At 60.9% G+C, this 18,906-nt stretch carries 26 protein-coding genes and 2 pseudogenes; 26 read left to right on the plus strand and 2 right to left on the minus strand.

Features of this window, described 5'->3' with window-relative positions:
• Together FA85_RS20520 and FA85_RS20525 are read left to right on the plus strand one after the other, a co-directional pair.
• On the plus strand, positions 1-306 hold the full coding sequence (locus FA85_RS20520) for a DUF2523 family protein (RefSeq protein WP_051943664.1): 306 nt from the start codon (positions 1-3) through the stop codon (positions 304-306).
• Positions 303-1,418 (plus strand): zonular occludens toxin domain-containing protein, encoded by a 1,116-nt coding sequence (locus tag FA85_RS20525; RefSeq protein WP_036113283.1) that lies wholly within the window; start codon positions 303-305, stop codon positions 1,416-1,418. Before FA85_RS20520 ends, FA85_RS20525 begins: the two co-directional genes overlap by 4 nt.
• Positions 1,419-1,661: 243 nt before the next feature.
• On the opposite strand, the gene FA85_RS22265 is transcribed toward FA85_RS20525, so the two are convergent.
• The gene (locus FA85_RS22265; protein WP_036113279.1) at positions 1,662-1,937 is read right to left on the minus strand and encodes a hypothetical protein; all 276 of its coding nucleotides are present in this window, start codon (positions 1,935-1,937) and stop codon (positions 1,662-1,664) included.
• Positions 1,912-2,400 carry a helix-turn-helix domain-containing protein gene (locus tag FA85_RS22810; protein WP_081908606.1) on the minus strand — a complete coding sequence of 163 codons (489 nt, stop codon included), beginning with the start codon at positions 2,398-2,400 and terminating at the stop codon, positions 1,912-1,914. Before FA85_RS22810 ends, FA85_RS22265 begins: the two co-directional genes overlap by 26 nt.
• 85 nt (positions 2,401-2,485) lie before the next feature.
• Here FA85_RS22810 and FA85_RS22050 point away from each other — a divergent pair, with 85 nt between their 5' ends.
• From FA85_RS22050 to tcmP (FA85_RS22070), 24 genes and pseudogenes are all read left to right on the plus strand, one after another.
• Positions 2,486-2,656 carry a hypothetical protein gene (locus FA85_RS22050; protein WP_156108733.1) on the plus strand — a complete coding sequence of 57 codons (171 nt, stop codon included), beginning with the start codon at positions 2,486-2,488 and terminating at the stop codon, positions 2,654-2,656.
• Between the two features lie 14 nt (positions 2,657-2,670).
• The gene (locus FA85_RS22600; protein WP_255349718.1) at positions 2,671-2,793 is read left to right on the plus strand and encodes a hypothetical protein; all 123 of its coding nucleotides are present in this window, start codon (positions 2,671-2,673) and stop codon (positions 2,791-2,793) included.
• Positions 2,790-3,296 carry a TFIIB-type zinc ribbon-containing protein gene (locus tag FA85_RS20535; protein WP_036113300.1) on the plus strand — a complete coding sequence of 169 codons (507 nt, stop codon included), beginning with the start codon at positions 2,790-2,792 and terminating at the stop codon, positions 3,294-3,296. Before FA85_RS22600 ends, FA85_RS20535 begins: the two co-directional genes overlap by 4 nt.
• Before the next feature lie 362 nt (positions 3,297-3,658).
• On the plus strand, positions 3,659-4,720 hold the full coding sequence (locus FA85_RS21255; RefSeq protein ID WP_051943666.1) for a replication initiation factor domain-containing protein: 1,062 nt from the start codon (positions 3,659-3,661) through the stop codon (positions 4,718-4,720).
• 75 nt (positions 4,721-4,795) lie between these two features.
• Entirely contained in the window at positions 4,796-5,074 is a 279-nt protein-coding gene (locus tag FA85_RS20545; protein ID WP_036113297.1) for a hypothetical protein, read from the plus strand.
• A 241-nt stretch (positions 5,075-5,315) separates the two neighbouring features.
• Positions 5,316-5,567, plus strand: coding sequence for a hypothetical protein (locus FA85_RS20555; protein WP_036113293.1), 252 nt, complete (start codon positions 5,316-5,318; stop codon positions 5,565-5,567).
• A 1,327-nt stretch (positions 5,568-6,894) separates the two neighbouring features.
• Complete coding sequence (locus tag FA85_RS20560; protein ID WP_036129305.1) at positions 6,895-7,116, plus strand: hypothetical protein; 222 nt, start codon at positions 6,895-6,897, stop codon at positions 7,114-7,116.
• Between the two features lie 2 nt (positions 7,117-7,118).
• Entirely contained in the window at positions 7,119-7,424 is a 306-nt protein-coding gene (locus tag FA85_RS20565) for a DUF2523 family protein (RefSeq protein WP_051943664.1), read from the plus strand.
• Positions 7,421-7,978, plus strand: a complete 558-nt coding sequence (locus FA85_RS20570; RefSeq protein WP_036129307.1) for a zonular occludens toxin domain-containing protein — start codon at positions 7,421-7,423, stop codon at positions 7,976-7,978. Before FA85_RS20565 ends, FA85_RS20570 begins: the two co-directional genes overlap by 4 nt.
• A gap of 284 nt (positions 7,979-8,262) precedes the next feature.
• Complete coding sequence (locus FA85_RS20575) at positions 8,263-8,532, plus strand: hypothetical protein (RefSeq protein ID WP_036129309.1); 270 nt, start codon at positions 8,263-8,265, stop codon at positions 8,530-8,532.
• Between the two features lie 1,063 nt (positions 8,533-9,595).
• Positions 9,596-9,766, plus strand: a complete 171-nt coding sequence (locus FA85_RS22055; RefSeq protein WP_156108733.1) for a hypothetical protein — start codon at positions 9,596-9,598, stop codon at positions 9,764-9,766.
• Between the two features lie 14 nt (positions 9,767-9,780).
• Positions 9,781-9,903, plus strand: a complete 123-nt coding sequence (locus FA85_RS22605) for a hypothetical protein (RefSeq protein ID WP_255349718.1) — start codon at positions 9,781-9,783, stop codon at positions 9,901-9,903.
• Positions 9,900-10,406, plus strand: a complete 507-nt coding sequence (locus FA85_RS20585; RefSeq protein ID WP_036113300.1) for a TFIIB-type zinc ribbon-containing protein — start codon at positions 9,900-9,902, stop codon at positions 10,404-10,406. Before FA85_RS22605 ends, FA85_RS20585 begins: the two co-directional genes overlap by 4 nt.
• 359 nt (positions 10,407-10,765) lie before the next feature.
• On the plus strand, positions 10,766-11,008 hold the full coding sequence (locus FA85_RS20590) for a hypothetical protein (RefSeq protein ID WP_036129313.1): 243 nt from the start codon (positions 10,766-10,768) through the stop codon (positions 11,006-11,008).
• Between the two features lie 183 nt (positions 11,009-11,191).
• Complete coding sequence (locus FA85_RS22060) at positions 11,192-11,362, plus strand: hypothetical protein (RefSeq protein WP_156110301.1); 171 nt, start codon at positions 11,192-11,194, stop codon at positions 11,360-11,362.
• 151 nt (positions 11,363-11,513) lie between these two features.
• Complete coding sequence (locus tag FA85_RS21260; RefSeq protein ID WP_051974368.1) at positions 11,514-11,885, plus strand: hypothetical protein; 372 nt, start codon at positions 11,514-11,516, stop codon at positions 11,883-11,885.
• 11 nt (positions 11,886-11,896) lie between these two features.
• Positions 11,897-12,175, plus strand: coding sequence for a hypothetical protein (locus tag FA85_RS20600; protein ID WP_036113297.1), 279 nt, complete (start codon positions 11,897-11,899; stop codon positions 12,173-12,175).
• A gap of 1,403 nt (positions 12,176-13,578) precedes the next feature.
• Positions 13,579-14,064 carry a hypothetical protein gene (locus tag FA85_RS22065; protein ID WP_156110302.1) on the plus strand — a complete coding sequence of 162 codons (486 nt, stop codon included), beginning with the start codon at positions 13,579-13,581 and terminating at the stop codon, positions 14,062-14,064.
• 492 nt (positions 14,065-14,556) lie between these two features.
• Entirely contained in the window at positions 14,557-15,063 is a 507-nt protein-coding gene (locus FA85_RS20615; protein WP_036129317.1) for a zonular occludens toxin domain-containing protein, read from the plus strand.
• A gap of 285 nt (positions 15,064-15,348) precedes the next feature.
• Positions 15,349-15,615, plus strand: a complete 267-nt coding sequence (locus tag FA85_RS20620; RefSeq protein WP_036129318.1) for a hypothetical protein — start codon at positions 15,349-15,351, stop codon at positions 15,613-15,615.
• Positions 15,616-16,842: 1,227 nt separating this feature from the next.
• A pseudogene (locus FA85_RS22815) lies at positions 16,843-16,947 on the plus strand (hypothetical protein); the annotation flags it as partial.
• Positions 16,948-17,153: 206 nt separating this feature from the next.
• A complete protein-coding gene (locus tag FA85_RS20630) occupies positions 17,154-17,642 on the plus strand; it encodes a DUF5131 family protein (protein ID WP_197056621.1) in 489 nt (162 codons plus the stop codon).
• Between the two features lie 268 nt (positions 17,643-17,910).
• A pseudogene (gene tcmP / locus FA85_RS22820) lies at positions 17,911-18,225 on the plus strand (three-Cys-motif partner protein TcmP); the annotation flags it as partial.
• A gap of 43 nt (positions 18,226-18,268) precedes the next feature.
• Positions 18,269-18,906: three-Cys-motif partner protein TcmP (gene tcmP, locus FA85_RS22070; RefSeq protein ID WP_197056623.1), on the plus strand; the 638-nt coding region annotated here is incomplete at its 3' end.

Genomic DNA, 18,906 nt, shown 5'->3' on the forward strand with positions numbered 1-18,906 from the left:
GTGCCTGCGTTTCTTATCCCGTTGATTGAAGTGTGCGGCGCAGCGTTGTCGCGACTTTTCTTCACGAGGGCAGGGCAGTGGTTGCTCACTGCGTTGCTGTTCCTCGGCATCCAGTTCGGGTCGCAGAAATTTATCGTAGAGCCCGCGTTGTCGGCGATTCAGTCGGCTTTCGGCGGGTTGTCGGCGGACACCGTTGCGTGGATGGCATACCTCAACGTTGATCGGTCAATCACGATTATTTTGTCGGCGTTCGCCTCGGCGGCGGGTAGTCGAATGATTCTCAAGCGGATAGGACCCAAGTCATGATTTACCTGTTAACGGGCACACCCGGTTCCGGCAAGACCCTCGCCGCGATGGAGTTGATCGAGCAGTGGGGCAAGGAGAAGGCAGGGCGTCTGATCTACTCGGCGAACATCGACGGGCAGTGCTATCCGGGCGTGCTTCCTCTCGACGACGCTGGCGTCCTTGAGTGGCACAAGCACTGCGAGAAGGATTCGCTTGTCGTGGTGGACGAGGCGCAGCGCTATTGGCGCGCGTCTCGTGGTGGCGATCCGTCGCAGGCGATCATCGAGATGGAGACGCATCGTCACGATGGCATCGATATCGTGTTGATGACGCAGCACCCAACGTTTCTACACGCGAACATCCGAAAGCTGGTGAACGTCCATATCCATCTTGTCGCGCACACGAAAGCGAGCGCGTTGAGGTACGAATGGCGTGAGGCTCACGACGACGTGCAGGACAGCGCCTTGCGCATGTTGGGTGAGTTCAAGGAATGGAAGTACCCGGCTCACCTTTACCCGTTCTACAAGTCGGCCACGATGCACACGAAACGGGCCAAGCGCCCGTGGGCGCAGGTGAAGGGTCGCATCGCCGCTGTCGTGTCGATCGCCATGTTCGTTCTGGTCGTTGGGGTTGGCATCTACGTGTTTCGCCACGGCGAAGTGCTCGCGGGCACGGGGACGAAGAAGGAGGATGTCAAGCCCGTGCCTGCAGTCTCCCCGTCCAAGCCGTCTGCGCAGGTTTCAAAGGCCCCGAAGACAGCTGGTGAGTACGTCGAGCAGCAGATGCCGCGTATCCCTAGCCAGCCTTGGAGCGCGCCGCTGTACGACGGCCAGCAGGTCACCACGCATCCCCAGGTCTATTGCGTGGCGAAAGGCGACGATTCGGATTGCCACTGCATCACGGAGCAGGGCACGCGTTACACGCTGGCCCTCGATATCTGTCTGAACGTAGCGAAGAACGGCCCGGCTTATGACCCGTTTAAGCCAGAGCGGCGTAAGGACGACACGCCATCGCGCGATGGCGTCAAGCCCTCCACGCCAGAGGCGTCTCCGGCGCTCGCTACGGCGGTCGCTGGGGTCGTTCCGGACGGTATCCCGGCGCCGCTTCCGCTGCGCGCTGGTGCGTCCAAGTGAATTGGAGTCACGTGGGTTATCGGGTGATTTGTACTGTCGCTTGCGTCGTCGCGGGGGTACTCGTCAAGCGGTGGCTGTATCGTCGTCGGTGACTGAGCGTCCTTCGGTCGCCCGGGCGAGACTGCAAATCGATTTGTCGCTTCGCCCGGGCAACCGAAGGTCTGGGGTGCAGGGGTTTCCCCTGCGGATACGCTCTCGACCATTCAACGAAGAAGACCCGGCCATCGCTGGCCGGGTCTTTCTTCATGCCTCATCCAATGCCCGCAAAACCTGCTCTTGGTCGTCGTGGAACAATAGCGACTTTATCGCGTTGATGTGGATTCCGCCGTCCGCCATCGTGCGTCCCGGTGGAACGAGGTACTGCTGTACGATCCGCCATCCTCTCCATTTGTCGGTTTGGATGTCCTGTCGGCCATCGTGTCGCGCCATGGCCCAGTTCAGGATCTCGCGCAGTGGTATGTGTCGACCCTGAGGGGTGATCAGTTCTCCGGGTTCAAGTTGCCATGTAGCCGAGGGCATCAGGTCTTCCTTTCTGTCGGCGGTACAGCATGCGCGTGGGGCGTGTCAATTGCCTGCGAAGCTTTTTCAGGTATTCGCATAATGTATATAGGCCAACGTTCTGTAAAACAGGTGTTTCACCGCTAAATGCAGACGCTTTAGGCGTATAGACGGCTAAACCGAATACTAGGAGGATGGCCGCTGCCGATTTCCCGATCTCGTCAGCCCATCGAAGCCACACCTTTGAGTTCGTGGGGTCTACCTTGGCGTCTCGTTCTGCTTGGATGCGCAGTGCCCATACGATTGCCCTTTCGCCGAGAGCGTTAGACATCTTTTCGATGTAGTGCGGCTGGGGATGCCGCGTTCCCTGACGCCAGTTGCTCACCGTCGCTTGTGTTGCACCGAGCAAGCGTGCTAGCGCCGAGTCAGACGTAAGGCCCCGGCGCTCCTTAACCCTGTCCATGAGATCGTGCGTGGCGGACATAAAACACCCTGTGTTGACGTAGGTAACACGGGCAGTGTAACGTGCCGACCCATAACGGGACGTGTTACCCGTTCAGGGGCCAGCCATGATCGACAACTTCGCCCGCGAGTGCATCGTTTCGCTCGCCGAGGACTGTGAAACCGCCCTCCGCATGGAGCTGGTTTCGCTGGACGCGCAGGACTTCGAGTGCGCCTCCATCCATGCCGAAGCCGCCGAGCGCACTGCGCTGGCCGCGTTCCGCATCGCCAAGTCGTGAGGGGAGGGCCCGTCATGCTTGCCTTCGTCCTTTCGGCCGGGATTTTCCTGTTCACCGTCTCATGTGCCCGGGCGTTCGTCGCGTGGCGCGCATACGCCGATCACCGCGCTCAGCTGGTCGCCGAGGGCTGGCTGTGATCGTCGATGGGGACGCATTGCAGGCTCTTTCGACCACTGGCGTCAGGCTGATCGCCGCCGCGGCTGTCACCGCCGTCGTCGTTTCGGTTGCGTGGACGTCGGGCCTCATCTCGATCATCTCTTCGAAGGTCCCGCGCCACGGCTCAGGCGTTGGCACCTATGCGGACTATCTCGATTCGAAGGGTATGGCGGCGTACTGCCAGAAGTGCGGCGCCCAGGTCGAGCCGGACGAGCCGTTTGGCGAAGTCGAGTGCGACGAATGCGGCTACGTCGGCGCTGCCGGTGAGACCGATGACGTCGAGCCTAACGAACCGTGGGACGAGAAACGCCAGCGTGAGTGGGACACTGAAAACTTCTTCGACAAGCTGGAGAAGAAGCACCGTCATATCGAATGCACGGACTGCGGCGCGGATATCGAGCGCGAGCAGTTTGAGTGGAGTGACACGGAGTGCCCCGCTTGCGGGCATCGCGGCATGCCGTACGAAACCGGCGACGAGGCCTGATATGCGCTTACGCGGACTTCCAGAGGCTTTCGAGCCTAACCGGCACCACTACTACACGTCTCGACCGGTCGTTATTCCCGGGCCGGTCGAGTCCATCACGAAGCATGGTTTGCTACCGGGTGGCATGTCATCCGTGCCTGTCGATCCTCACTCGACGTACCCCGGCCTCTCGTCGTACGACCGTCGCCGTGTTCGTGAGGCGCGTATAGCGCTGTGGGGCAGGGGGCCCTACGCCCACCTCGTCCCTCGCGAGCGTGAGTTGCTGGAGGCTGGCCTGTGAACGCTCGCGGTGTGGTCAAGGTCTGCGTGTTTTTCACGTACGTCGTCGGTGGCGTGCTGCTCGTGCTTTTCGGGGACCACCTGTGATCCGGCGCGAAGCGCCGGTGATCCCGTCGGCTAACAGGGGATCAAAGTACCTGAACGCGAAGAAGGCGCTCCCTACGAAGCGTTCGCAGGTAGCTGCCAATATCGACTTCCTTCGTTTCAGCGCAGGCGCCGGTTACGTCTTCGGGTCAGAGACCGAAGGCGATGCGATGATCTGGTCCGCCGAGCGGTTCGTTCGTACCTTGGCACCGAAGTCCGGTATCCACGTTGAGCCCGCCATGAAGGGCGGCCGTCGCGGCTACGCGCATCACGTGGTTCTTCTCACGCCTGACGGCAGTGCTTGCGGCGACGTCTGTTGGGGTGGCGAAAATCAGCGCGGAACGGTGTCCGTGGAGATGACGGGCGCAGCATGCGCCCTCGTTGAAGCGGGCTTTGACCACGACGTGGCGTGGTCACAAGTCCGTGAAATGCTCGACACCATCGCCGCCAAGATCACGCGGGTCGATGTCGCTCACGATGATTACAAGGGTGAGCGTGGTCTCGAGCTTGCCAAGGAGTTGTACGACCTGGGCGAATTCGTGACGGGCGGTCGCCCTCCTGCGTCCAATGTACAGGGCTGGAACGACGGTAGTGGCATGACGATGTACATCGGCAAGCCCACCGGTCGCAGCCAATTGGTGGTGTACGAGAAGGGTAGGGAGCAGGGCTACCGCGACGGTGAGGAATACGCTGAGTGGGTCCGCTGGGAAGGTCGTTTCTATCACCGCAAGGGCTATGAAATTCCGCTCGACGTGTTGGTCGAACCCGCTCTGTTTCTGGTCGGCCGCTACCCGGCGCTCTCGTGGGTCAGCGCTGTGATGTGCCGCATCAAGTCCAGCGTTGTCCGCGCCAAGGCGAACCTTCAAAACGCGATGCGGCATTGCAAGCGCCAGTACGGCGGCTTGCTGAACTACCTCGCCTGCATCGCGGACGACACCACGGATCTCGGCGACCTCGTTTCCTCGTTCCTCACCCGCGACGCCACTCCCAAGTGGGTCGGCGAAAACCCATTCGGTCGAGCCGTCGCGCTCGACGCGCATCCGTTCGCAGCACCGTTTTAGCCCGGTCTCGGACCGGAAAACCGGCCACTTCCGGCCAAGTCAAGTAGACGTCCAAACGTCGTAGGAGAGTCAGTTATGTCCAAGCGTATCGTTCGTTTCACCGCCGAGATCAAGCTCGTCCCGAATAAGAAACAGCAGGGCAAAAATCACGGTTTCCAGAGCGCCCGGCTCGTTGACGCCGACGGCGGTTACGAGAAGTTTGAGGTGTATTTCGACCCGTCGAAGGCCTCGTTCGCTCGCGAGCCGGGTGACTACACCATCGAGGCGAGCGAGCCGAAGATCGTCGATGGTCGCCTCGTGATCTTTCCCGATTTCGTCCCGGCTAAGCCGGTTGCACGTTCGCAGGCTGCGTGATGGACGTGGGCGCAGGGATGTACCTGACCTGCGTCCAGTTCGACGCAGCGACCTCCACATGCACGCAGACCGCGTGGATGCCTCCGCCGACGTTAATCCCGCCGATGTCGTCGGAAGCGGGACAGACCCTTGGTATCGCGATCTTTTCAGGTCTCGTTGCCATCGCTGTCTCTAAGTTGCCCAGGCGCGGAATGTGATCGATCAGGGGACGCCATTCCGGCGCCCATTTCAGGAGAAAACCATGCTCAAGCTCGTCAAGACCACGAAGAATCGTCTCGCCAAGAACCCCCGCGTTCGCATGCTCGCTGCCACCGCGTTCCTGATGGTCGCATCGGTGGGTAGCGCGTATGCCGCCGACGGCGACGCGTACGATCCCACCGCCGATGTCGCCAAGATCGCTGCTGCGGTTGTGGTCGCGGTCACCATCTCGGTCGCGTTCACGTCCGGCTACATCGGCATCAAGTCGTCGAAGCTGCCGCGCCGGGGCGCGTGATCCATGCGGGCCATTCTTGCCTTCCTGCGCGCGGTGGCCCGCCTTTCAGTCAGGAGGGGCGGCGTCGGCACGCGGGTGTCCAGCTTGCTGGACCCCGTCGCCGCCGCCCCTTCCTCCCTCTCAAACGAGGTGCTCCCGTATGACGGGATACATTATTTTGGCCGCGTGGATTATGTTCGGCGCAGCGGTTACGCGCTGACGATTGCGGGGTGTTTGTTAGCGCTGTTCTCTGCGTCTGTATCCGCAGACGATTGGTCGCCGACGTGTCCTAGTTTGCAGAGTTACCAGTCGGCGTGCGCGTCTAACGCAGCGGAAATGAACGGTAACAGTGCCTACCGTAACGTGCAGTGCGTCACGAGGCGGATTAACTCGACGTCCGTCGAAGTGGATCTTAAGTATCAGCAGAAAGACAACAACGATGCTTGGGTCGACGCGTCGTATGTGGTAGGTCGCGTTAGTTGCCCAGTGGTTCCGCCCGCCAATCAGTGCGCGTCGCACGCGTCGCCTAGCGGTAGCGTCTGGGATTCCGGCTATTCGCAGGGTTCGACGGTATGCGCCGACTCTTGCGAGTTCGTTTTCACCCAGCAGCCCGGCACTATTACGGTCAGTGTTCCCGGAAGCGGCATCGGTCGCTCGCTCGGCACGTTTTCGCCTACCGGAAATAGCTGTTCTAGCGACAGTACGCCCCCGCCTCCGGCGTCTTCTCCGCCTCAGGTGTGCAGCGGCGGTTCCTGTTACGACCCCAATTCGAATCAGTTCTGCTCGGTCAGCAGTTCGGGCGCGCAAACGTGCGTGAGCGGCCCGACCGATCCGGGTGGTGGTGCACCCCCTCAGCAGCCGTCCGGCTGCGCTGTCAACGGTTCTGCGGCTTCCTGCGCAGGCGACGCCGGCCAGCCGCCGCCTACGCCGCCTAACCCTCCTGTGTCCGACCCTCAGCAGCAGCAGACGGGTAGCGGCTCCTTTTCCGGCTCCGGTGTTGGCGGTGGCATCACGATCACGACCGGGACGTATCAGGGAACCACGACGGGGACAGGCGGCAACGGCGGTTCAACCACGCCCGGTGGTGGAACGACTACGCCGGGTAACGGGACCGGTGGCGGTGACGGCGACGGTGACGGTGATGGTGATTGCACGGCGGGCAAGCTGTGCGACGACGCATATACGGAAGCTGCGTGCGGCGCGAGTCCTGCTACCGCTGCGACCCGTTGCTTGCCACGATGGCGGTAGAGGCTCAGCGTCAGCGGTGCCAGTCGCTTGGAATTCAGGCAGAGATCCAAGGGGCAATAAGGACAGCGGGAAGGAGGGCGGCGACCCGGATGTGTCGAGTTTGATCGACAACGGCGACGATGATGCTCCCGTGCAGCTTAACGATGCGGGCTGGCTGGGTGGGCGCGGTTCGTGCCCTGTAAAGCCCGTCATGTTTCTCGATCACGATCTTATGGGTGGCCCGGGCATTTGCGACACGGCAGCATTGCTGGCCGCGTGGGCATTGGTCGCGGCATACATCGTTGCCGCTGTGATCATCGGCAAATCGGTTAAGGGGAGCTGACGGTGCCTGCGTTTCTTATCCCGTTGATTGAAGTGTGCGGCGCAGCGTTGTCGCGACTTTTCTTCACGAGGGCAGGGCAGTGGTTGCTCACTGCGTTGCTGTTCCTCGGCATCCAGTTCGGGTCGCAGAAATTTATCGTAGAGCCCGCGTTGTCGGCGATTCAGTCGGCTTTCGGCGGGTTGTCGGCGGACACCGTTGCGTGGATGGCATACCTCAACGTTGATCGGTCAATCACGATTATTTTGTCGGCGTTCGCCTCGGCGGCGGGTAGTCGAATGATTCTCAAGCGGATAGGACCCAAGTCATGATTTACCTGTTAACGGGCACACCCGGTTCCGGCAAGACCCTCGCCGCGATGGAGTTGATCGAGCAGTGGGGCAAGGAGAAGGCAGGGCGTCTGATCTACTCGGCGAACATCGACGGGCAGTGCTATCCGGGCGTGCTTCCTCTCGACGACGCTGGCGTCCTTGAGTGGCACAAGCACTGCGAGAAGGATTCGCTTGTCGTGGTGGACGAGGCGCAGCGCTATTGGCGCGCGTCTCGTGGTGGCGATCCGTCGCAGGCGATCATCGAGATGGAGACGCATCGTCACGATGGCATCGATATCGTGTTGATGACGCAGCACCCAACGTTTCTACACGCGAACATCCGAAAGCTGGTGAACGTCCATATCCATCTTGTCGCGCACACGAAAGCGAGCGCGTTGAGGTACGAATGGCGTGAGGCTCACGACGACGTGCAGGACAGCGCCTTGCGCATGTTGGGTGAGTTCAAGGAATGGAAGTACCCGGCTCACCTTTACCCGTTCTACAAGTCGGCCACGATGCACACGAAACGGCCAAGCGCCCGTGGGCGCAGGTGAAGGGTCGCATCGCCGCTGTCGTGTCGATCGCCATGTTCGTTCTGGTCGTTGGGTTGGCATCTACGTGTTTCGCCACGGCGAAGTGCTCGCGGGCACGGGACGAAGAAGGAGGATGTCAAGCCCGTGCCTGCAGTCTCCCCGTCCAAGCCGTCTGCGCAGGTTTCAAAGGCCCCGAAGACAGCTGGTGAGTACGTCGAGCAGCAGATGCCGCGTATCCCTAGCCAGCCTTGGAGCGCGCCGCTGTACGACGGCCAGCAGGTCACCACGCATCCCAGGTCTATTGCGTGGCGAAAGGCGACGATTCGGATTGCCACTGCATCACGGAGCAGGGCACGCGTTACACGCTGGCCCTCGATATCTGTCTGAACGTAGCGAAGAACGGCCCGGCTTATGACCCGTTTAAGCCAGAGCGGCGTAAGGACGACACGCCATCGCGCGATGGCGTCAAGCCCTCCACGCCAGAGGCGTCTCCGGCGCTCGCTACGGCGGTCGCTGGGGTCGTTCCGGACGGTATCCCGGCGCCGCTTCCGCTGCGCGCTGGTGCGTCCAAGTGAATTGGAGTCACGTGGGTTATCGGGTGATTTGTACTGTCGCTTGCGTCGTCGCGGGGGTACTCGTCAAGCGGTGGCTGTATCGTCGTCGGTGACTGAGCGTCCTTCGGTCGCCCGGGCGAGACTGCAAATCGATTTGTCGCTTCGCCCGGGCAACCGAAGGTCTGGGGTGCAGGGGTTTCCCCTGCGGATACGCTCTCGACCATTCAACGAAGAAGACCCGGCCATCGCTGGCCGGGTCTTTCTTCATGCCTCATCCAATGCCCGCAAAACCTGCTCTTGGTCGTCGTGGAACAATAGCGACTTTATCGCGTTGATGTGGATTCCGCCGTCCGCCATCGTGCGTCCCGGTGGAACGAGGTACTGCTGTACGATCCGCCATCCTCTCCATTTGTCGGTTTGGATGTCCTGTCGGCCATCGTGTCGCGCCATGGCCCAGTTCAGGATCTCGCGCAGTGGTATGTGTCGACCCTGAGGGTGATCAGTTCTCCGGGTTCAAGTTGCCATGTAGCCGAGGGCATCAGGTCTTCCTTTCTGTCGGCGGTACAGCATGCGCGTGGGCGTGTCAATTGCCTGCGAAGCTTTTTCAGGTATTCGCATAATGTATATAGGCCAACGTTCTGTAAAACAGGTGTTTCACCGCTAAATGCAGACGCTTTAGGCGTATAGACGGCTAAACCGAATACTAGGAGGATGGCCGCTGCCGATTTCCCGATCTCGTCAGCCCATCGAAGCCACACCTTTGAGTTCGTGGGGTCTACCTTGGCGTCTCGTTCTGCTTGGATGCGCAGTGCCCATACGATTGCCCTTTCGCCGAGAGCGTTAGACATCTTTCGATGTAGTGCGGCTGGGGATGCCGCGTTCCCTGACGCCAGTGCTCACCGTCGCTTGTGTTGCACCGAGCAAGCGTGCTAGCGCCGAGTCAGACGTAAGGCCCCGGCGCTCCTTAACCCTGTCCATGAGATCGTGCGTGGCGGACATAAAACACCCTGTGTTGACGTAGGTAACACGGGCAGTGTAACGTGCCGACCCATAACGGGACGTGTTACCCGTTCAGGGGCCAGCCATGATCGACAACTTCGCCCGCGAGTGCATCGTTTCGCTCGCCGAGGACTGTGAAACCGCCCTCCGCATGGAGCTGGTTTCGCTGGACGCGCAGGACTTCGAGTGCGCCTCCATCCATGCCGAAGCCGCCGAGCGCACTGCGCTGGCCGCGTTCCGCATCGCCAAGTCGTGAGGGGAGGGCCCGTCATGCTTGCCTTCGTCCTTTCGGCCGGGATTTTCCTGTTCACCGTCTCATGTGCCCGGGCGTTCGTCGCGTGGCGCGCATACGCCGATCACCGCGCTCAGCTGGTCGCCGAGGGCTGGCTGTGATCGTCGATGGGGACGCATTGCAGGCTCTTTCGACCACTGGCGTCAGGCTGATCGCCGCCGCGGCTGTCACCGCCGTCGTCGTTTCGGTTGCGTGGACGTCGGGCCTCATCTCGATCATCTCTTCGAAGGTCCCGCGCCACGGCTCAGGCGTTGGCACCTATGCGGACTATCTCGATTCGAAGGGTATGGCGGCGTACTGCCAGAAGTGCGGCGCCCAGGTCGAGCCGGACGAGCCGTTTGGCGAAGTCGAGTGCGACGAATGCGGCTACGTCGGCGCTGCCGGTGAGACCGATGACGTCGAGCCTAACGAACCGTGGGACGAGAAACGCCAGCGTGAGTGGGACACTGAAAACTTCTTCGACAAGCTGGAGAAGAAGCACCGTCATATCGAATGCACGGACTGCGGCGCGGATATCGAGCGCGAGCAGTTTGAGTGGAGTGACACGGAGTGCCCCGCTTGCGGGCATCGCGGCATGCCGTACGAAACCGGCGACGAGGCCTGATATGCGCTTACGCGGACTTCCAGAGGCTTTCGAGCCTAACCGGCCACTACTACACGTCTCGACCGGTCGTTATTCCCGGGCCGGTCGAGTCCATCACGAAGCATGGTTTGCTACCGGGTGGCATGTCATCCGTGCCTGTCGATCCTCACTCGACGTACCCCGGCCTCTCGTCGTACGACCGTCGCCGTGTTCGTGAGGCGCGTATAGCGCTGTGGGGCAGGGGCCCTACGCCCACCTCGTCCCTCGCGAGCGTGAGTTGCTGGAGGCTGGCCTGTGAACGCTCGCGGTGTGGTCAAGGTCTGCGTGTTTTTCACGTACGTCGTCGGTGGCGTGCTGCTCGTGCTTTTCGGGGACCACCTGTGATCCGGCGCGAAGCGCCGGTGATCCCGTCGGCTAACAGGGGATCAAAGTACCTGAACGCGAAGAAGGCGCTCCCTACGAAGCGTTCGCAGGTAGCTGCCAATATCGACTTCCTTCGTTTCAGCGCAGGCGCCGGTTACGTCTTCGGGTCAGAGACCGAAGGCGATGCGATGATCTGGTCCGCCGAGCGGTTCGTTCGTACCTTGGCACCGAAGTCCGGTATCCACGTTGAGCCCGCATGAAGGGCGGCCGTCGCGGCTACGCGCATCACGTGGTTCTTCTCACGCCTGACGGCAGTGCTTGCGCGACGTCTGTTGGGGTGGCGAAAATCAGCGCGGAACGGTGTCCGTGGAGATGACGGGCGCAGCATGCGCCCTCGTTGAAGCGGGCTTGACCACGACGTGGCGTGGTCACAAGTCCGTGAAATGCTCGACACCATCGCCGCCAAGATCACGCGGGTCGATGTCGCTCACGATGATTACAAGGGTGAGCGTGGTCTCGAGCTTGCCAAGGAGTTGTACGACCTGGGCGAATTCGTGACGGCGGTCGCCCTCCTGCGTCCAATGTACAGGGCTGGAACGACGGTAGTGGCATGACGATGTACATCGGCAAGCCCACCGGTCGCAGCCAATTGGTGGTGTACGAGAAGGGTAGGGAGCAGGGCTACCGCGACGTGAGGAATACGCTGAGTGGGTCCGCTGGGAAGGTCGTTTCTATCACCGCAAGGGCTATGAAATTCCGCTCGACGTGTTGGTCGAACCCGCTCTGTTTCTGGTCGGCCGCTACCCGGCGCTCTCGTGGGTCAGCGCTGTGATGTGCCGCATCAAGTCCAGCGTTGTCCGCGCCAAGGCGAACCTTCAAAACGCGATGCGGCATTGCAAGCGCCAGTACGGCGGCTTGCTGAACTACCTCGCCTGCATCGCGGACGACACCACGGATCTCGGCGACCTCGTTTCCTCGTTCCTCACCCGCGACGCCCTCCCAAGTGGGTCGGCGAAAACCCATTCGGTCGAGCCGTCGCGCTCGACGCGCATCCGTTCGCAGCACCGTTTTAGCCCGGTCTCGGACCGGAAAACCGGCCACTTCCGGCCAAGTCAAGTAGACGTCCAAACGTCGTAGGAGAGTCAGTTATGTCCAAGCGTATCGTTCGTTTCACCGCCGAGATCAAGCTCGTCCCGAATAAGAAACAGCAGGGCAAAAATCACGGTTTCCAGAGCGCCCGGCTCGTTGACGCCGACGGCGGTTACGAGAAGTTTGAGGTGTATTTCGACCCGTCGAAGGCCTCGTTCGCTCGCGAGCCGGGTGACTACACCATCGAGGCGAGCGAGCCGAAGATCGTCGATGGTCGCCTCGTGATCTTTCCCGATTTCGTCCCGGCTAAGCCGGTTGCACGTTCGCAGGCTGCGTGATGGACGTGGGCGCAGGGATGTACCTGACCTGCGTCCAGTTCGACGCAGCGACCTCCACATGCACGCAGACCGCGTGGATGCCTCCGCCGACGTTAATCCCGCCGATGTCGTCGGAAGCGGGACAGACCCTTGGTATCGCGATCTTTTCAGGTCTCGTTGCCATCGCTGTCTCTAAGTTGCCCAGGCGCGGAATGTGATCGATCAGGGGACGCCATTCCGGCGCCCATTTCAGGAGAAAACCATGCTCAAGCTCGTCAAGACCACGAAGAATCGTCTCGCCAAGAACCCCCGCGTTCGCATGCTCGCTGCCACCGCGTTCCTGATGGTCGCATCGGGGGTAGCGCGTATGCCGCCGACGGCGACGCGTACGATCCCACCGCCGATGTCGCCAAGATCGCTGCTGCGTTGTGGTCGCGGTCACCATCTCGGTCGCGTTCACGTCCGGCTACATCGGCATCAAGTCGTCGAAGCTGCCGCGCCGGGGCGCGTGATCCATGCGGGCCATTCTTGCCTTCCTGCGCGCGGTGGCCCGCCTTTCAGTCAGGAGGGGCGGCGTCGGCACGCGGGTCCAGCTTGCTGAACCCCGTCGCCGCCCCCTTCTCCTCTCAAACGAGGTGCTCCCGTATGACGGGATACATTATTTTGGCCGCGTGGATTATGTTCGGCGCAGCGGTTACGCGCTGACGATTGCGGGGTGTTTGTTAGCGCTGTTCTCTGCGTCTGTATCCGCAGACGATTGGTCGCCGACGTGTCCTAGTTTGCAGAGTTACCAGTCGGCGTGCGCGCTAACGCAGCGGAAATGAACGGTAACAGTGCCTACCGTAACGTGCAGTGCGTCACGAGGCGGATTAACTCGACGTCCGTCGAAGTGGATCTTAAGTATCAGCAGAAAGACAACAACGATGCTTGGGTCGACGCGTCGTATGTGGTAGGTCGCGTTAGTTGCCCAGTGGTTCCGCCCGCCAATCAGTGCGCGTCGCACGCGTCGCCTAGCGGTAGCGTCTGGGATTCCGGCTATTCGCAGGGTTCGACGGTATGCGCCGACTCTTGCGAGTTCGTTTTCACCCAGCAGCCCGGCACTATTACGGTCAGTGTTCCCGGAAGCGGCATCGGTCGCTCGCTCGGCACGTTTTCGCCTACCGGAAATAGCTGTTCTAGCGACAGTACGCCCCCGCCTCCGGCGTCTTCTCCGCTCAGGTGTGCAGCGGCGGTTCCTGTTACGACCCCAATTCGAATCAGTTCTGCTCGGTCAGCAGTTCGGGCGCGCAAACGTGCGTGAGCGGCCGACCGATCCGGGTGGTGGTGCACCCCCTCAGCAGCCGTCCGGCTGCGCTGTCAACGGTTCTGCGGCTTCCTGCGCAGGCGACGCCGGCCAGCCGCCGCCTACGCCGCCTAACCCTCCTGTGTCCGACCCTCAGCAGCAGCAGACGGGTAGCGGCTCCTTTTCCGGCTCCGGTGTTGGCGGTGGCATCACGATCACGACCGGGACGTATCAGGGAACCACGACGGGGACAGGCGGCAACGGCGGTTCAACCACGCCCGGTGGTGGAACGACTACGCCGGGTAACGGGACCGGTGGCGGTGACGGCGACGGTGACGGTGATGGTGATTGCACGGCGGGCAAGCTGTGCGACGACGCATATACGGAAGCTGCGTGCGGCGCGAGTCCTGCTACCGCTGGCGACCCGTTGCTTGCCACGATGGCGGTAGAGGCTCAGCGTCAGCGGTGCCAGTCGCTTGGAATTCAGGCAGAGATCCAAGGGGGCAATAAGGACAGCGGGAAGGAGGGCGGCGACCCGGATGTGTCGAGTTTGATCGACAACGGCGACGATGCTCCCGTGCAGCTTAACGATGCGGGCTGGCTGGGGGGGCGCGGCCGTGCCCTGTAAAGCCCGTCATGTTTCTCGATCACGATCTTATGGGTGGCCCGGGCATTTGCGACACGGCAGCATTGCTGGCCGCGTGGGCATTGGTCGCGGCATACATCGTTGCCGCTGTGATCATCGGCAAATCGGTTAAGGGGAGCTGACGGTGCCTGCGTTTCTTATCCCGTTGATTGAAGTGTGCGGCGCAGCGTTGTCGCGACTTTTCTTCACGAGGGCAGGGCAGTGGTTGCTCACTGCGTTGCTGTTCCTCGGCATCCAGTTCGGGTCGCAGAAATTTATCGTAGAGCCCGCGTTGTCGGCGATTCAGTCGGCTTTCGCGGGTTGTCGGCGGACACCGTTGCGTGGATGGCATACCTCAACGTTGATCGGTCAATCACGATTATTTTGTCGGCGTTCGCCTCGGCGGCGGGTAGTCGAATGATTCTCAAGCGATAGGACCCAAGTCATGATTTACCTGTTAACGGGCACCCCGGTTCCGGCAAGACCCTCGCCGCGATGGAGTTGATCGAGCAGTGGGGCAAGGAGAAGGCAGGGCGTCTGATCTACTCGGCGAACATCGACGGGCAGTGCTATCCGGGCGTGCTTCCTCTCGACGACGCTGGCGTCCTTGAGTGGCACAAGCACTGCGAGAAGGATTCGCTTGTCGTGGTGGACGAGGCGCAGCGCTATTGGCGCGCGTCTCGTGGTGGCGATCCGTCGCAGGCGATCATCGAGATGGAGACGCATCGTCACGATGGCATCGATATCGTGTTGATGACGCAGCACCCAACGTTTCTACACGCGAACATCCGAAAGCTGGTGAACGTCCATATCCATCTTGTCGCGCACACGAAAGCGAGCGCGTTGAGGTACGAATGGCGTGAGGCTCACGACGACGTGCAGGACAGCGCCTTGCGCATGTTGGGTGAGTTCAAGGAATGGAAGTACCGGCTCACCTTTACCCGTTCTACAAGTCGGCCACGATGCACACGAAACGGGCCAAGCGCCCGTGGGCGCAGGTGAAGGGTCGCATCGCCGCTGTCGTGTCGATCGCCATGTTCGTTCTGGTCGTTGGGGTTGGCATCTACGTGTTTCGCCACGGCGAAGTGCTCGCGGGCACGGGGACGAAGAAGGAGGATGTCAAGCCCGTGCCTGCAGTCTCCCCGTCCAAGCCGTCTGCGCAGGTTTCAAAGGCCCCGAAGACAGCTGGTGAGTACGTCGAGCAGCAGATGCCGCGTATCCCTAGCCAGCCTTGGAGCGCGCGCTGTACGACGGCCAGCAGGTCACCACGCATCCCAGGTCTATTGCGTGGCGAAAGGCGACGATTCGGATTGCCACTGCATCACGGAGCAGGGCACGCGTTACACGCTGGCCCTCGATATCTGTCTGAACGTAGCGAAGAACGGCCCGGCTTATGACCCGTTTAAGCCAGAGCGGCGTAAGGACGACACGCATCGCGCGATGGCGTCAAGCCCTCCACGCCAGAGGCGTCCGGCGCTCGCTACGGCGGTCGCTGGGGTCGTTCCGGACGGTATCCCGGCGCCGCTTCCGCTGCGCGCTGGTGCGTCCAAGTGAATTGGAGTCACGTGGGTTATCGGGTGATTTGTACTGTCGCTTGCGTCGTCGCGGGGGTACTCGTCAAGCGGTGGCTGTATCGTCGTCGGTGACTGAGCGTCCTTCGGTCGCCCGGGCGAGACTGCAAATCGATTTGTCGCTTCGCCCGGGCAACCGAAGGTCTGGGGTGCAGGGGTTTCCCCTGCGGATACGCTCTCGACCATTCAACGAAGAAGACCCGGCCATCGCTGGCCGGGTCTTTCTTCATGCCTCATCCAATGCCGCAAAACCTGCTCTTGGTCGTCGTGGAACAATAGCGACTTTATCGCGTTGATGTGGATTCCGCCGTCCGCCATCGTGCGTCCCGGTGGAACGAGGTACTGCTGTACGATCCGCCATCCTCTCCATTTGTCGGTTTGGATGTCCTGTCGGCCATCGTGTCGCGCCATGGCCCAGTTCAGGATCTCGCGCAGTGGTATGTGTCGACCCTGAGGGGTGATCAGTTCTCCGGGTTCAAGTTGCCATGTAGCCGAGGGCATCAGGTCTTCCTTTCTGTCGGCGGTACAGCATGCGCGTGGGGCGTGTCAATTGCCTGCGAAGCTTTTCAGGTATTCGCATAATGTATATTATGTCAAATTGCGAATTCATTCTCGCGGTGTCTTCATGGCTCCGTTGTCGTCACCTGTCCTTGGTGGCCGCTGGCCTCAGGCTAAGCTGGGCCCTTGGGTACTTGCCACCGTCGGTCATCGGGTGGCGCTGCTGTCGACGGCGCACGGCTCAAGCAGCTAATCAACCCGTGCGAGCAGTCGGCCATTCGCATGGTACTGAGCCGGGCCGCTCGGCGGAAGTCAAGCGCGGCGAGCGACCGCGCAAGAAGACGGCGATCACTTTGGCTGAGTTGGAGTCGATGCTGGCGACTTGCGACGACAGCCTGGAATGCTTGTGCGACTGCGCCGTACTCTGCTTCGCCTTGTCCAGTGGCGGCCGGCGACGCAGCGAGGTAGCGGCGGCCGACCTGCGCGACCTACGCCGCATCGGCCCACAGGATTCATCTACCGGCTAGAACACAGCACGACGCAACAAGCCGCATAACCGCGACGTCGCCCCCGGACAAGCCCGTCTTGGATCGCGCCGCCCAGGCCTGGAGGTTTGGTTGGTCACCGCCGGCATCACCGAGGGAGCGATTTTTCGGCGATTGTGGAAGCAGCCCGTCGGCCCCGCCTCTCACCGGCCGCGGTGGGCGAGATCGTGCAGCGGCGCGCCAAGCTGGGGACTGGAAGGCAACTTTGGCGGCATAGTCTGCGCTCGGGGTTCGCGATCAAGGCGAGCCGCCAAGGGGTGCCATTGCAGGCAATCATGGCGATGACCGAGCACCGTGCGGTGTCTAGCGTGATGGGGTACTACCAGACTCAGGTGTCGCAGATAATCCCGCCGTGTACTTGCTTGATTCTGCAAACAACGGATAACGGGTCGTTGGCCGAGCGAGCGCTGACGTTTATTCTGTGGTCTCAGGCATTGCGACGCCAATTGGGCATAGTTCTCGAGGAGGGACACTTTTTGTGGCCACGACGTCAAAGATCGAATGGACCGAGCAGACGTGGAATCCGATTACGGGTTGCACCAAGTTATCGGCTGGCTGCAAGCATTGTTATGCGGAGACGCTCGCCCGCCGTCTGGAGGCCATGGGCACACCGGGCTACGAGAACGGTTTCGCGTTGACCTTGATGCCTCAACGCCTTGAGGAGCCACTGCGCCGCAAGAAGCCCACGATTTACTTTGTCAATTCCATGTCCGACCTATTCCATGAAAAGGTCCCAGATGACTATATCGAGCGCATCGTGGATGTCATGGCACGGACACCACATCACTCTTTTCAAGTGCTGACCAAGCGCGCTGCTCGAATGGCGCGCTTCTTCAAAGCACGCGCTGTGCCTGACAACGTTTGGCTAGGAGTATCGGTTGAAATAGAAAGCATGGACTGCCTCGAATCGATCACTTACGCAGCATCAATGCGCGCATTCGGTTTTTGTCCATCGAGCCTCTGTTAGAGGATTTAGGTGCACTCAATCTCTCGGACATTCATTGGGTCATCGTCGGCGGCGAGTCAGGGCCTAAGGCACGTCCCATGGCTCCTGAGTGGGCCGAATCCGTGCGCGTCCAGTGCAAGAAGCAGAAAGTTGCCTTCTTCTTCAAGCAATGGGGTGGCTGGGGGGCGGACGGAATGCGGCGTGCAAAGTCCAAGAATGGCCGTCTTCTGAACGGTCGCACATGGGATGAAATGCCTGCTACGCTGCATTCTTGGGGATAATCAGGAGGATGACCTGTCATGGCAAAAGGGGCTACGAGTGGTCGCTCGATGGAGCGTTGCCCGTTATAGAGGACCATAGTCGCGCCAAGCACGACGTGCTGCGAGCGTATTTGATCAACTACCTGCGAATTCTTGCGCAGCACCCGCGCAGTGAGGGGATTCGCGTCACTCTTGTTGACGGCTTTGCTGGCGGCGGCCGGTATCGCACGGAATCGGGCGAACAAGTGAGTGGCTCTCCGATAGTGCTGCTGGAGGCACTTCAAGAGGCGCGCGCACTAGTTGCTATGGACCGGAAGCAGCGCGGTATCCGTACGCCCTACGTCATTGACGCTCATGTCCATTTGGTCGAACAAAATCGATCGACATGTGCGTTTCCGGAAGCTGATAGCGGACAGCTCACTGACGAACTCATTAGATACGCGAGTCACGATTCATGGAAACGATTTTCATCGAGCGCTTCCAGGCATTCTGAAGGACATCCAGGATCGGCAGCGGCGCAACGGCCGGAGCGTTTTCATCCTCGACCAATACGGCTGGAGCCAAGTCAATCTCGACGCCGTCAAGCAAATTTTCACGGAACTTCCGTATGCAGAGGTGTTCCTCACCTGGATGATCGATAATCTGATCAATTTCCTGTCCGAGCAGATGATCGACAAACTCAATCCCGCGTTGCAACGCACAGGCCTGGGGAAAGCAATTACGGCGGAACAGCTGCTGGCGATCAAGCAGACAGGTGCCGGACATGACGGTGACCTCGCCTGGCGGCGTGCCATCCAGACGCTGATGACCGGTCAAATTCGTGCAAGTTCCGGTGCAGCGTTTAGCACGCCTTTCTACATCGTTCCTCGCAATAGCCGTCGTGGTTACTGGCTCCTGCATTTGGCTCGTCATTGGCGGGCTAACGAAGAAATGAAGCGCATCCACTGGGGAAGCAATAATCTCCACCACCCAGGCGGAGCTGGCTTCAATATGCTCGGGTACTTGGGAAACCACGGCCAGCTCGC

Origin of the sequence: Luteibacter mycovicinus (genome assembly GCF_000745235.1) — a bacterium.
GTDB lineage: Bacteria > Pseudomonadota > Gammaproteobacteria > Xanthomonadales > Rhodanobacteraceae > Luteibacter > Luteibacter mycovicinus.